Here is a 13,108-nt window from a genome sequence, read left to right as displayed (position 1 = left end):
GTGCCTCCCTTTAACGAGCACATATACGCACGTTCGTTCTGCACATTATTATAACAAAGTTAGCCACGCATGTCGTGTATCCATTGCGTGAAATTAACGGAAATTCACTCAAAAAAGCTCTATCTTTTTTGCACTTAAGCATTAGAAGAGCTTTTACGTTTTATATGATATTTCTAGAATTGGAAACAGCCTCTACTTATTCTTGTTTATCTCCATATATAACACTCTCTAGCAGCTCAATCTGTTCCTCTATGTACATTTTATAGCGTTTATTGAGTTGGTTGCTTTGCTTTTCCATTTCAAGCTGCACTAATTCTCTCTCAAAAATAAGTCGTTCGTCATCCGTAATCATCAGTTTAGCCCCTTTTCTAGCATCATACGATTAGGATTACCCACAGTTACACCTTTCATGTGTCAACTAAGAATCGTCACTCCAAATAACAAAAAAACCCCTGCATTAGGCTTTGCAAGGGTCCAAAAGGGGTCTATTAACTAGACGTGTATGTGTCACGTTCTTTCTAAATGATAACGAATATCATTATCAATGTCAAATTGTTTCTCTTTCTTTTTTGTCACTAAAGGCGAAACGGCTTGCACAAGTTCTAATTTGAAGAAAAAAAGAGCAAATCTAAAGAATTTGCCCTTATTCTCTCATTATTTATTTACGGTTACTCGTTCCAATTCTTTAAGAATTTCATAAGCACCATTTGATTGATTTGAACAAACAACGATCGCAAGACCTTGCTCGGGGTAATAGACAGAACGATAATTAACGCCTGGATCATAGCCCATTTGTATAAATTTTACGACGTCCTGTTCATTTGACTCCATATATCCGATATACCCATAGAATATGTCTTCATCAACATGTTCTTGAGGAGCCATAAAGTTTCGCGTCATTTCAGCAGACAAAAGTTTACCATTCATAAGCGCTTCCCAGAAAATACCTATATCAAGTGCAGTCACATAAGCACCGCCATCTGGTCCGCCTTTTGCAGGTAGTGAAAACACATTTGTTTTCACTGTTCCATCTGGTTTTTCAATATAGCCACATGCAACATTCCCAGGAAGTTCATCCACTGAAAAATAGCCTGAATTCGTCATACCAATCTTCGTAAAGATCGTTTTATCAATATAGGCATCGAAATCCATTCCACTTATTGCCTCAATAACGAGTCCTAAAAGAATATAGCCTGTATTATTGTACTTAAAAGACCGACCAACCTTATCTTGCATTTTTTCTAACCGAAACATTGGCAGGAAGTCTTTTGCAGAACGGACTTGATACATAGGGAAAGTCTCCCAGAGCTCCTCATAGTCATCCATTTTCTCCTCATCAAAGTAGTCTGGAATTCCTGATGTATGGGTTAAGAGATGATGGATCGTAATCGAGTTGTCAAAATACGGGAGATCCACACGTAAGCAGTTTTTAAGAGTCGTGTCGAATGTGAGTTTCCCTTCTTCCACTAGCTTACAAATGGCAACAGACGTAAAGATTTTGCTACCAGACGCAATGGAAAAACGAGTTTGTGGTTGATTTTTTATTTTTTCTGAACGGATTGCATGACCGAAGCCATCTGAGATTAGTTCAATACCATTCTTGCGTACATAGATACTCCCAGAGAACTGCAGTTCCTTTTGTTTTTCAGTAAGATTAGTCCAGTTCATTTGTTTATTCATTTTTATTCCTCCTGAATGTGTTTTTTAGCAAGCAACATGGCCTTTTTAAACACATTCAATTAGCCTTTTCACATTTGAAAACGAATCATTCTGCTCTCCCCCTTTACTTATTTGAGCTTAGCATCCAAATTGATTTTTTTCAATTATCAATCTTCATTTTTTAGTCATGAAGCGTGCAGTTTACAATGAACAGCCTAAGAAAAGTAGAGGATAAACAATATGACAAAGGAAACCGCAAGCATAATGTAGGAAAAACAGCCTACCAACATGGTTGATAAGCTGTCAATAAAGCGGTTTATGCATACGCTGGTATTTTTTCTTCTTGTCTTAGAGTGACTTCTTTTTGAAGAAGATCGTATGTCAGACAAACTGGTTTCCCTGTGCGTGGATCTGCGACAATACTTGCATCAATCTGAAAAACATCTTTTAATACTTTCGCGTTCATTACCTCTTCAGGCGTTCCTTCTTTTATAATTTCACCTGAACGAATACTAACCATATAATCTGCAAAACGAGCCGCATGATTTAAATCATGAATAACCATAACGATTGTCCGATTTTGCTCTTGATTTAAACGCTCCAATACCTGCAATACTTCAAGCTGATGAGCTAAATCCAAATAAGTCGTTGGTTCATCTAAAAGGAGGATATCTGTCTCTTGAGCGAGCGCCATCGCGATCCACACACGCTGACGTTGTCCTCCAGACAGTGCTTCAATGGAACGGTCTGCGAACTCTTCCATGTTTGTTTGCTCTAGCGACCAACGAATTAACTCTTTATCGTAATCTGTTAATTGACCGAAACCTTTTTGATGGGGATAACGACCATAAGCCACTAATTCTTCTACCGTTAATCCACTTGGCGCTTCAGGTGACTGAGGTAACACGGCCATCTTCTTCGCAATCTCTTTTGTGGACTGCTTATGAATGGACTTTCCATCTAAATACACAGCCCCTTTTGAAGCTTGTAAAATGCGAGCAATTGTTTTTAAAATGGTTGATTTCCCACAACCATTTGGTCCAATAATCGTTGTTATTTTCCCATCTGGTATATTCAAATGTAGATCACGTACAATTTCTCGTTTCTCGTATCCAATGGAAAGCTGTTCAGTAGTTAATCGTGACAATCGTTTTCCCCTCCTAAGGTGTTCTCATTAATAGATATAAAAAGTACGGTGCACCAATAATCGCAATGACAATGCCAACTGGAATTTCGGAAGGTGCTAACACATTTCGCCCAATCATATCAGCTGCCAATAAAATGAACGCTCCAACAAGGGTCGCTGTTGGAATCATAATTTGGTGCTGCGGTCCAACTAACTTACGAGCAATATGTGGGGCAACTAATCCTAGAAAGGCGATTCCACCTGCTACTGCAACAGAAATGGCGGCTAGTGCTACTGCAAGGATAAGCAAGAAACGTCTTTCTTTTTCCATTGATACCCCTAATGATATGGCAGATTCAGTTCCGACCTGCATCACATTTAATGTTCTCGCTTTATAGATCGCGAGAGGGACCAAAATGAGTAACCAAGGTAAAATCGTTACTACATAAGACCACGTTGACCCCCAAATACTACCGGTAAGCCAAATCGTTGCTTGCATAAAATCATTTGGTGCCATCCTTAATTGTATAACGATAAGAAGAGCACTAAATGCAGCGTTGACGGCAATACCAACTAAAATAAGCCGAACTGGTGTAATGCCTTTTTTCCAGGCAAATATATAAATTAAAAAGGCGGCAAATGCCGCGCCAATAAAAGCGAAGAGCGGCATAATGAAAATGGAAAGTTGACTCACTCCTGTTAAAGAGCCTTGAAAAAAGTAAATAAAAATGACAACAGCGAGACCTGCTCCTGTATTAATTCCAAGAATTCCAGGGTCAGCTAATTCATTTTGAGAGATACTTTGTAGTATAGCTCCTGAAACGGCTAAGGCTGCACCGACAAGAAGTGCAATAACCATTCGTGGTAGTCGAAATTCGAATAAAATTAGGGCATCTCGTTCGGAACCAAGTCCGACTAATGTACGCAGCACATCTACAGGTTGAATTTGAATGGCTCCTGTTTGTAAAGAGACGATAAACGTTAAAAGAATGAGTAAGATAAGGGTAACGATTTTAAAGGCTGGCTTTTTTATTAATGCATTCATTTATAATTTCCTCCCGTCACGTCTAGCGAGATACAGGAAGAACGGAACGCCGATTAAAGCTGTCATTGCCCCGACTGGTGTTTCAAACGGTGCATTAATTATTCGTGCAGCTAAATCCGCTAACACGAGTAACAATGCGCCAAGAACTGCAGAGCAAGGGATTATATAGCGATAATCAACACCTACTAAACCTCTTGTTATATGCGGTATAACTAACCCTATAAAACCAATCGCACCTGCTACTGCTACGCCAGCGCCTGTGAGCAATAACACCACAATGACACCAAGGGTCTTAATGAGACGAATGCGTTGCCCCAATCCTTTTGCTACATCTTCTCCTAGACTTAATACGGTTACAGAGCGAGAGAGTATAATAGCAAGTGTCAATCCGCCAATGGCGACCGGCACAATCATTTGCAAGTTTGACCACGACATGCCAGCTAAACCACCAGCAAACCAAAAACTAATATCTTGAGCGACATTAAAGTGAATCGCAATACCAGAAGAGATTGCGCTTAAAAAAGCTCCCACCGTAACACCAGCTAGCGCAAGCTTAGCCGGAGTCAGTCCACCTCGGGCAAAGGACCCAATGAAAAAGACAAATGCTGCCCCAGCACCTGCTCCTATAAACGCGGCCACCATTAAGCTCGTGCCAGAAATACTTGCACTAAATGCGAACATAATGGCAATAGCAAGGGCAGCGCCATCCATTACACCCATGATGGAAGGTTCTCCTAAAGGATTTCGCGTCATGCCCTGCATTATAGCTCCAGATACAGCCAAGAAGCTCCCAACTAATGCTGCTCCTAACGCTCTCGGTATACGAATATCATAAATAATCTGATGTTCCGTTAATGTTGGGTTAAATGCTGTAATAGCATCCCAAATCGTTCCGACACTAATGTTAGCAGCACCGAACGAAATGGATAAAACCAGTGCAGCAGTTAAAAGAACAAAACCAAAACCGATCACAAGAATAGCGTGACTAGGTTTTGAGCGCGCTTTTGCTTTTTCTAAAGTTGTTACTGCTGATTGTCTCCCCATACGATCATTTTCCTCTTCCACTTGCTACATTCTATTGATAATCATTATCATACATCATTATGAGAAAAGGGTAAACAAAAAACAAGAAATCTCGTCTTTGTTTACCCTTTTAAGGTGATTGATTCATTTTATTTAGTATTTTTTTCTGAACATTCATTATGAAAACGAAAGAAAAAGCTTGTAACTGACGTACGCAATACCAATCCATAGTGGTATACTCATTAGCAGAGCCCATAAAGCACCAACAACTAAATTTTCGCCTGTTTCATTTTGCATTTTTTCTTCCATCGTTTAACCCTCCTTTATCTTTCTTACTTTTAGTATATGAGCCAACCTTGTTGTTCAGTTTAATAAAAGGTTAAGATTTTGTAAGGATTAACACTTGAAAATACAGGCATAAAAGTAGTAGCATATGCTACACTTGCAGGAGAGGGGTGCCTGTTGAGAAAAAATTTGTTAATAAGAAACATCTATTCTTCCTTATTCTTTTCTCGTTTGAACATGCCATTTCCTTTTTCCCTCTTTTATTATTTCTCTATACCCATTAGGTCGTACGTTCATACGACGGTCATGTATTGAAAGGAAGACTCCTATGACGACTAAACAAAAGAAAGAAAGACCTTCCCTCGTTATGATGATTTACATGTGGATTTTTATTCTTGTTGCACTTGTAAATCTAGTAGGGATCGCTTCACAAAACCTTTATCAAAGCATTTTCCCTTTTTTCATTGTATCGCTCTTAAATATCGTTTTAGCTGCTCTTTTAATTTTACATGCGCTTAAAACGTCAGATTCACGTGAACGCCGGCTGGCGATTATTTATTTAATCGGAATTGGGTTTATCGCAGCTGTCACTTTTTTTCGTTACCTGTTTATGCAAGCTTAACCGGAAGGCTATAGTCACGATTGCCTATAGCCCTCTTTGTATTCTAGTCTATTCATGAAGGAGCTGCTTATATGATTGAAATCTTTGAAGTAGGTGTTCGTGACGGATTACAAAATGAAAAGACTCTATTAACGACGGAACAAAAGATTGAGATGCTTGAACATCTAGTCCATTCTGGTCTCGAAAAATTGGAAGCGGTTTCTTTTGTCCATCCAAAACTGGTTCCTGCGATGGCTGATGCTGAAGCAATTTTGGCCCAATGGAACCGCCCGTCTCATATCCAAGTAGCCGGACTTGCTCTTAATAGTCACGGTATCGATCGTGCCATGATGACCTCCATCACCCATTTACACACATCTATTGCTGTCAGCGATGCGTTTAACTTAAAAAACGCAAAGCGATCTGTTCAGGAAGGCTTGGAAGACCTCCTGCCCCATATTAAAGAAGCACAACAACTGAAGCCAGTGACAGCAATTCTTGCTACGTCCTTTGGTTGCCCGTTTACGGGGATGATTCCTTCTTCTTCTCTCTTGAAAATGGTTGAGAGCTTCTTAACAGCAGGTGCAAGTAAGATTGTCCTCGGAGATACAACTGGCATGGCAAACCCTTCTATGGTAAAAGAACGAGTCGCTTCATTGTATGATGAGTTTGGAAGCGAATTAAAACTTGGTCTCCATTTTCATAATACGCGTGGTTTAGCTCTAGCCAACACCCTTGCTGGCTACGAGGCTGGCGTTCGCCATTTTGATGCATCAGTTGGTGGTTTAGGAGGGTGTCCATACGCACCACTCGCAGTAGGAAATGTCTGTACCGAAGATATGGTACATATGTTTCACGAGATGGATGTAGAAACAGGTGTAGACCTTGATCGTCTTATTCAAACGGCTCAGATGATCCAAAACTGGTTCCCTCAGCCCCTGCCTGGTATGGTTATGAAAGCAGGTAAAACAAGTGCATTAACAGATTGATTAGCACCACTAGCGTTTAAATACATTAAAAAATAAACTGAATTGACTGGAAATCAATTCAGTTTATTCTTTAATGATTATCACAATAATTTACACTAATTAGGAAATCGGACAATTGCCAGAACATGTGACATTTCCATGATATATGTAGACCCAGCCACCATCGGCTCTAACAATTTGTTGAATTCTTAGTGTTCCAGAATAACCATTGCTATTGTATCTAATAGTAGTAGGAATACTTTGACCATCTCTATAGAACCTTGAGACTTGAACATATCGTGAAGAAGACTCTATCGAAATTTCTTCTCCTACCGATGTAAGTTGTTGATGACTAGTGGTAGTAGATGCCTGGACATCGTCGTTAGACGTTAGCAAAAAAGCAGTGGCTGACAATGAGACAATTAATAGACTTTTTATTTTTTTCATGTTGACGCCCTCCATATTAAAAGTTATGTATTTTCTGAATTTAATTTTAACATAAATAATTATAAAATAGTATACTTTTCTGTAATTTCTATTAAATCTAGTTTAAAAGTTCTAATCTCTAAGTGACTTGTTTGCTATCGGAACTATGTAAAGCTTCAGCTTCATTTCTTTTATTTGATGCGATAAGAAGTACATATCAATCTTGGTATTCTTAACAACAACCTAGAAAATAGAGTGACTTTAAATAAAACTAAAGCCTCTCCATTTATTTCAAAAGTATGATTAACAATCTATTATTCTACTTTTGTTAATTAAACCATCTATTTAGTTAAAACTTATCTGATAAAACGCTTTAAAATGGTTACTTGGTTTTAACCTCTGGATTCCTTCTTTATCTTCTAAGTTTCCAGTAGCATCCCACTTATCAGCAATCCCGTACCAAGGCTCAATACAAACAAATGCAAGTTCTTCCTCTTCTTCTTTATATGGTGACCAGATGCCAACATAAGGCGCACCGTGAAGATCAACACGTAGTTTGGTTTCTTCCTTCAAAACAATTTCCACAGTATCGATTCCTTTATATACGAGGGCATCGTCTTTAAACCAATGTGGTGCAAGGGAAAACGACTGTGGTAATGACTCTACCTTTTTCAGCAAGTTGTTCGTTACTTGAAACGACGTTACCTCTTTCTCTGATTGCAATGTAAGGATATGGTCTTCTGCTTTGGCGCCTTCTTTCATTGGGAGGGAAAAAGCTGGATGTCCTCCAATTGAAAACAACATGTCTTCGTTGGAATCATTGACTACCTGCCAATGAACATGTAAAGCGTTTTCATGCAATTCATATTGGATATAAATAGTAAATTCAAATGGATACACATGTGCAAACTGCCCAGAGGATTCAAAATGAAAGCTTGCTTTCGTTTTTGATAGTGAATCGGTTACAAATATTTGATCCCGTAAAAACCCGTGACGAGGAAGTGTATATGACTTTCCCTTATACGAATACGTTTCATTTTTTAACCCACCCACAATAGGAAATAAAATGGGGGATACTCTTCCCCAGTAAGCTGGATCACCCGACCACATTCTATTTTGAGCCATGCTTTTATGAGTAACCTTCTGAACTTCTGCACCTTTATGAGCAATTTCAACTTGCAACAAGTCATTTTCAATAATAATAATATGTATTCCTCCTCATTCAAGCATAGTGTATCTTTAGTATGAAGGAGTCTAAAAAAAACGCAACGAATATGCAGGAGTTTGCTAAAATGATTCGAAATGACTATTCGAAAGCGTTTTCTTTAAAAAAGGGAGGGTCAAATGGAAACGATAAAAACGAAACAACCAAAACAGTTTCCTTGGAAAAAAACGATCTTTATTACACTAGGCGGGTTGATCTTTATCGTTCTAGCAGTCCTCGTTTGGGCTTATCTGCAAATTCAAAAGCCCATTCCACAAGAGTTAGGAACGTTAGAGCTGAATGGATTATCAGCGGAAGTATCTGTCTATCGAGATGATCAAGGGGTTCCGCATATTGAAGCAAATAACGACTATGACCTTTATTTCGCACAAGGTTTTGTTACGGCTCAAGATCGTTTGTTTCAAATGGATCTCAGTCGCAGACAAGCATCTGGTCAATTAGCAGAAGTCATTGGTGAGAGCATGCTTGATCAAGACCGTTACTTCCGTACATTTGGATTACGACGAGCAGCAGAAGCATCAGAGGCAGCATATGATGAAGAAACATACGGTTATTTAGAAGCGTATGCGGCTGGGGTTAATGCGTTTATGGAACGCGCTATTGATAATGGAGAACTTCCCATTGAGTTTCGGCTAGCTGGATACGAACCCACCCCGTGGGAACCGTTAGATTCTTTAACAATCGGCAAATATATGGCCTATGACTTAAGCGGGAATTGGCAAGGCCAGGCGTTCAGACATTGGCTGGCGCAACATGTGACAGAAGAAGAGGCTCTTGATTTAATGCCTGCCTACCCGAATGATGGGCCTGTCATACTAGATTTAGCCAAGTCGGTTCCGATCGACATTGAAACCGCTTTTGCAACAACGACAAATTACTTGCCACACCCTTTTTCAGGTAGTAACAATTGGGTTTTAGCTGGCGAAAGAACAGCTTCCGGTGAGCCTCTCCTTGCTGATGATCCGCATTTAGGGTTAGCGACACCAAGCATTTGGTACGAAACCCATCTAACGTCTCCATCTGTAAATGTAACAGGGGTGATTTTTGCGGGTGTTCCTGGAATTATCCTCGGATCAAATGAAGATATTGCTTGGGGCGTAACAAATGTAGGGCCTGATGTTCAGCAACTTTATTTTGAGCAGCGTCATCCTGATAATGCATCAATGTTTCTGTATGACGATGAGTGGTATGAAGCGGAAGTGATAACAGAAACCATCCTCGTTGCAGATCAAGAGCCATACGAACATGAAATTACGATTACAAAAAACGGTCCTCTCTTATCAGAGTATGCATCTTTTGAAGAAGAGGCGGAATATGCGCTCTCCATGCGCTGGACAGCTCATGAGGCAACAACAGAATTACAAGCTGTTCTCGATTTTAATCGGGCCGATAACTGGGATACATTTGCCGATGCGCTGACGTCTTTTCAAGCTCCGGCGCAAAATTTTGTGTTTGCTAGTAAGGATGGAACGATTGCCTATCGAGCAAACGGACTCATCCCCATTCGCCCCGATGAAGACGATGCATTAGTACCAGTTCCAGGTTGGGACCCTAAATATCAGTGGAAAGGCTACATTCCTTGGGACGAACTTCCAACTATTATTAACCCTGAATCAGGCATTATTTCAACAGCAAATAATCAGATTGTTGGGGAAGACTACCCTTACCACATTACACATACATGGGCACAACCTTATCGACATCAACGAATTATTGACGTGCTCTATGCTTCAAATGATCATACAGCAGAAGACATGATGAATCTGCAAATGGATGTGGTGAATTTGCAGGCAGAAGAATTTGTCCCTATTCTTATTGAAGCACTTGAAATGAGCGAGTTAACGGACGTCGAACAACAAGCAGTAACCATGCTTCAGTCATGGAATCGTGAAGATCGAAAAGAAGAACCAGGACCACTCTTGTTCCATTTTTGGATGGATGGCCTGACAAAGCAACTTTTCGAAGACGACATCCCAACTGACCTTTACGGACTCTTTGAAGGAAGAGCAAACATTGTTGATGAAATGATTCGGGCAGCGAGTCAAGGGCAACCTGGACCTTGGATAGAAAAAGCAGGTGGATTGGATACCCTTGCTTACAAAAGTTTTCAACAAGCCGTTGAACGGGCATCAGAACTTCAAGGGACAACGCCTAATGACTGGGAGTGGGGGGCGTTTCACAAAGTTGTTTTCAATCACCCACTTGCTGCCATATCTCCTTTAAATTATTTATTTAACGGTTCTCCTTTACCCGTTGATGGAAGCCGTATAACCGTCAAAGCAGCAAGCTACAATACGGATACCGGCGTAGTAACCAATGGAGCTGGCTGGCGTGGTGTAATGGATTTGTCGGATCTAGAGAATACACATCACCTTGTTGGTCCCGGTCAATCTGGCCATGTCTTTAGCGATTCGTATCATAACCAGCGAGAAGCTTGGGTCCACGGAGACTACCACGTGACATCAATTGATCCAACGATTTATCAATCAACAGATCGGCACCTTACATTAATACCGCAATAAAACAAAAAATAGTTCTCATAAAATGAGAACTATTTTTTCTATCAACTTATTGTTCAATAAAGGAAAACGCTTCAACATCGAATAACCCTTTTGAAGTTAACTTAATAGAAGGAATAACAGGTAACGCTAGAAAAGCTAACGTCAGAAAAGGGTCAATCTCCTCATGATAGCCTATTACTTTTAACGCTTCTTGAAGTTTATTTAACGCCGTTTTCACTTGACTAGTCGACTGTGTGGACATCAACCCTCCGATTGCGAGTGGAAGGGTTGCAAGAACACGGTCGCCGTCTACTACTGCCATTCCGCCACCGATTTCCACTACATGATTTATTGCATGGTAAAGACTGTCATCATCGACACCGCAGGCAATAATATTATGTGAATCATGTGCAACTGTCGAAACAATTGCCCCCTTTTTAATAGGTATGCCTTTACAGATCCCAACTCCGATTGTTCCTTTTTGATGGTGACGTTCCATCACAACTAACTTTAACTGGTTTTTGTTTGGTTTAAAGCAGTTGTTTTCTATTTCTACTTTTTCGACTGCTTTCTTCGTCACAATAGAGGTTAAAGACGCTTCAATAATGGTTGCCTTGTCACTATTTTTTAGTGGGAGCTGAAGGTTCTCTTTTGTAAATGGCTTCACACGAACGCTGTTTAGCAATTGTAATGGTACTTCTACGTGTGAACGCAAAGATGACAGCAATGTCCCTTTTTCAGCTACTTTCTCACCTTCAACATACACACTATCTACCTCAAACGTATTCAAATCATTTACAACAAGAAAAGTCGCTTTCTTTCCAGGGGCTATGGCACCCCGATCCTGTAATCGAAAGCATTCTGCGGCGTTTAAACTTCCTAGCTGAATCGCCTGCAAAGGATTAAGACCAAGCTCAATCGCTTTACGAACATTAAAGTCAATGCTGCCCTCTTCTATTAAATCGTCTAAGTGCTTATCGTCTGTAGCAAAAGCAAAACGTCTACTATTGAATGGCGTTACAGATGGTATAATGGCTTCCATATCTCGTGTTGCCGTTCCTTCTCGCATGAGGACATAAAAGCCTTTTCTCACTCGTTCAAGTGCCTCTTCAGCAGTAATCGCTTCGTGATCATTTTCAATCCCAACAACTCGATATGCATTAAGCGCTTTTTCACCTAAGCCAGAACCATGACCATCAATTGGGTGGCCTGCTGTTTTTGCTAAAGATATCTTTCTCAACATTTCGTCGTCCCCTGAACATACTGCCGGATAATCCATCACTTCTCCTAGCCCATAGACGTTGCCTTCTTTAAAAAGGGCGTCCGCATCCTTACTAGAAAGAGTTGCGCCGTTTTCTTCAAACGATGCAGCAGGGACACTCGATGGTACCATCATCTTTATGTCTAGTGGCATATCTTTTGAAGCTTCAATCATGTAACGCACCGCATCTGCTCCACCAACATTCGCGATTTCATGAGGATCCGCAATAATTGTTGTTACTCCTCTAGGTATGAGAACGCGAGCAAGCTCTTCTGGACGAACCATCCCTGATTCAATATGTACATGCCCGTCTATAAGACTAGGGCAAATCCACTTCCCTTTAACGTCCACTACTTTTTTGCCACTCGTATACGCACCAATTCCAACAATTATGCCATCTGTGATCGCAATATTCCCTTGAAACGTTGAACATGTGTATACATCAACAATTGTTGCATTTTGTAAAAGCAGATCACATGCTTGCTCTCCACTTGCCGCACGTAATTGGTTTTTTAAAGACGTAGGTTCACTCATACAGGGCTCCTTTTGTTTTTAACGACTATTGTAGCGAATCTCGACGCTTAGTACCATCCTTTTTTAGAAATCTAATTAGCAAGATTATTGTTGCATAAAAAAACCGCAGGCAAGAGCCTGCGGTTTAATCGTTATACATCCTGTGTTTCTTCAAGCTCCTGGGCGTCAATCCGATCTAACGTCATTCGATAGCCATCGTTCCCATAGTTTAAACAACGCTTGACTCGGGAAATCGTTGCAGTACTTGCGCCTGTTTCGGTTTCAATCTTATGATACGTGTAACCGTCTCTTAGCATACGTGCTACTTCAAGACGCTGAGCAAGTGATTGTATTTCATTAATCGTACAAAGATCATCAAAAAACTCGTACGCTTCTTCAACGTCTTTTAAAGAAAGAATCGCTTGAAACAACTGATCCAATTCTTTTCCTCTAAGTTTATTAATTTGCAACAACC

Annotated in this window: 12 protein-coding genes; 3 read left to right on the top strand and 9 right to left on the bottom strand. The window is 40.2% G+C overall.

Annotated features, from left to right (window positions below; all coding sequences use genetic code 11):
* Positions 1 to 196: 196 nt before the first annotated feature.
* The 6 genes from FPV17_RS21775 to FPV17_RS22370 all read right to left on the bottom strand — a co-directional run bounded on the left by FPV17_RS21775 (position 197) and on the right by FPV17_RS22370 (position 5,162).
* Complete coding sequence (locus FPV17_RS21775; protein WP_158331939.1) at positions 197 to 352, bottom strand: hypothetical protein; 156 nt, start codon at positions 350 to 352, stop codon at positions 197 to 199.
* Positions 353 to 654: 302 nt separating this feature from the next.
* The gene (locus tag FPV17_RS06040) at positions 655 to 1,680 is read right to left on the bottom strand and encodes a serine hydrolase domain-containing protein (RefSeq protein ID WP_144558474.1); all 1,026 of its coding nucleotides are present in this window, start codon (positions 1,678 to 1,680) and stop codon (positions 655 to 657) included.
* 295 nt (positions 1,681 to 1,975) lie between these two features.
* The gene (locus tag FPV17_RS06035) at positions 1,976 to 2,806 is read right to left on the bottom strand and encodes an ABC transporter ATP-binding protein (protein ID WP_060705179.1); all 831 of its coding nucleotides are present in this window, start codon (positions 2,804 to 2,806) and stop codon (positions 1,976 to 1,978) included.
* A gap of 13 nt (positions 2,807 to 2,819) precedes the next feature.
* A complete protein-coding gene (locus FPV17_RS06030) occupies positions 2,820 to 3,830 on the bottom strand; it encodes a FecCD family ABC transporter permease (protein WP_035393222.1) in 1,011 nt (336 codons plus the stop codon).
* Positions 3,831 to 4,874, bottom strand: coding sequence for a FecCD family ABC transporter permease (locus FPV17_RS06025; protein ID WP_035393224.1), 1,044 nt, complete (start codon positions 4,872 to 4,874; stop codon positions 3,831 to 3,833).
* A 156-nt stretch (positions 4,875 to 5,030) separates the two neighbouring features.
* Positions 5,031 to 5,162, bottom strand: a complete 132-nt coding sequence (locus tag FPV17_RS22370) for a hypothetical protein (protein WP_274272189.1) — start codon at positions 5,160 to 5,162, stop codon at positions 5,031 to 5,033.
* Between the two features lie 304 nt (positions 5,163 to 5,466).
* On the opposite strand from FPV17_RS22370, the gene FPV17_RS06020 reads away from it, so the two are divergent.
* Positions 5,467 to 5,760, top strand: coding sequence for a hypothetical protein (locus tag FPV17_RS06020; protein WP_035393227.1), 294 nt, complete (start codon positions 5,467 to 5,469; stop codon positions 5,758 to 5,760).
* Between the two features lie 71 nt (positions 5,761 to 5,831).
* The gene (locus FPV17_RS06015) at positions 5,832 to 6,728 is read left to right on the top strand and encodes a hydroxymethylglutaryl-CoA lyase (protein ID WP_144558473.1); all 897 of its coding nucleotides are present in this window, start codon (positions 5,832 to 5,834) and stop codon (positions 6,726 to 6,728) included.
* Between the two features lie 750 nt (positions 6,729 to 7,478).
* Here FPV17_RS06015 and FPV17_RS06010 read toward each other — a convergent pair.
* The gene (locus tag FPV17_RS06010) at positions 7,479 to 8,330 is read right to left on the bottom strand and encodes an aldose 1-epimerase family protein (RefSeq protein WP_281284345.1); all 852 of its coding nucleotides are present in this window, start codon (positions 8,328 to 8,330) and stop codon (positions 7,479 to 7,481) included.
* A 147-nt stretch (positions 8,331 to 8,477) separates the two neighbouring features.
* On the opposite strand from FPV17_RS06010, the gene FPV17_RS06005 reads away from it, so the two are divergent.
* Entirely contained in the window at positions 8,478 to 10,880 is a 2,403-nt protein-coding gene (locus tag FPV17_RS06005; protein WP_144558471.1) for a penicillin acylase family protein, read from the top strand.
* Positions 10,881 to 10,926: 46 nt separating this feature from the next.
* Here FPV17_RS06005 and ade read toward each other — a convergent pair whose 3' ends face one another.
* Positions 10,927 to 12,654, bottom strand: coding sequence for an adenine deaminase (ade, locus tag FPV17_RS06000; RefSeq protein WP_144558470.1), 1,728 nt, complete (start codon positions 12,652 to 12,654; stop codon positions 10,927 to 10,929).
* Between the two features lie 131 nt (positions 12,655 to 12,785).
* Positions 12,786 to 13,103, bottom strand: coding sequence for a YerC/YecD family TrpR-related protein (locus tag FPV17_RS05995; protein WP_035393234.1), 318 nt, complete (start codon positions 13,101 to 13,103; stop codon positions 12,786 to 12,788).
* Positions 13,104 to 13,108 lie beyond the last annotated feature (5 nt).

This window comes from Shouchella miscanthi (assembly GCF_007725405.1).
Classification (GTDB): Bacteria; Bacillota; Bacilli; order Bacillales; family Bacillaceae_D; genus Shouchella; species Shouchella hunanensis.
The sequence above is the reverse complement of the archived record's forward strand: the minus strand, read 5'-3'. Positions and strand labels throughout refer to the sequence as shown.

Coding starts and splice junctions, on each gene's coding strand:
- FPV17_RS21775 (WP_158331939.1), bottom strand. CDS start 352: ATGATTACGGATGACGAACGACTTATTTTTGAGAGAGAATTAGTGCAG.
- FPV17_RS06040 (WP_144558474.1), bottom strand. CDS start 1,680: ATGAATAAACAAATGAACTGGACTAATCTTACTGAAAAACAAAAGGAA.
- FPV17_RS06030 (WP_035393222.1), bottom strand. CDS start 3,830: ATGAATGCATTAATAAAAAAGCCAGCCTTTAAAATCGTTACCCTTATC.
- FPV17_RS06025 (WP_035393224.1), bottom strand. CDS start 4,874: ATGGGGAGACAATCAGCAGTAACAACTTTAGAAAAAGCAAAAGCGCGC.
- FPV17_RS22370 (WP_274272189.1), bottom strand. CDS start 5,162: ATGGAAGAAAAAATGCAAAATGAAACAGGCGAAAATTTAGTTGTTGGT.
- FPV17_RS06020 (WP_035393227.1), top strand. CDS start 5,467: ATGACGACTAAACAAAAGAAAGAAAGACCTTCCCTCGTTATGATGATT.
- FPV17_RS06015 (WP_144558473.1), top strand. CDS start 5,832: ATGATTGAAATCTTTGAAGTAGGTGTTCGTGACGGATTACAAAATGAA.
- FPV17_RS06005 (WP_144558471.1), top strand. CDS start 8,478: ATGGAAACGATAAAAACGAAACAACCAAAACAGTTTCCTTGGAAAAAA.
- ade (WP_144558470.1), bottom strand. CDS start 12,654: ATGAGTGAACCTACGTCTTTAAAAAACCAATTACGTGCGGCAAGTGGA.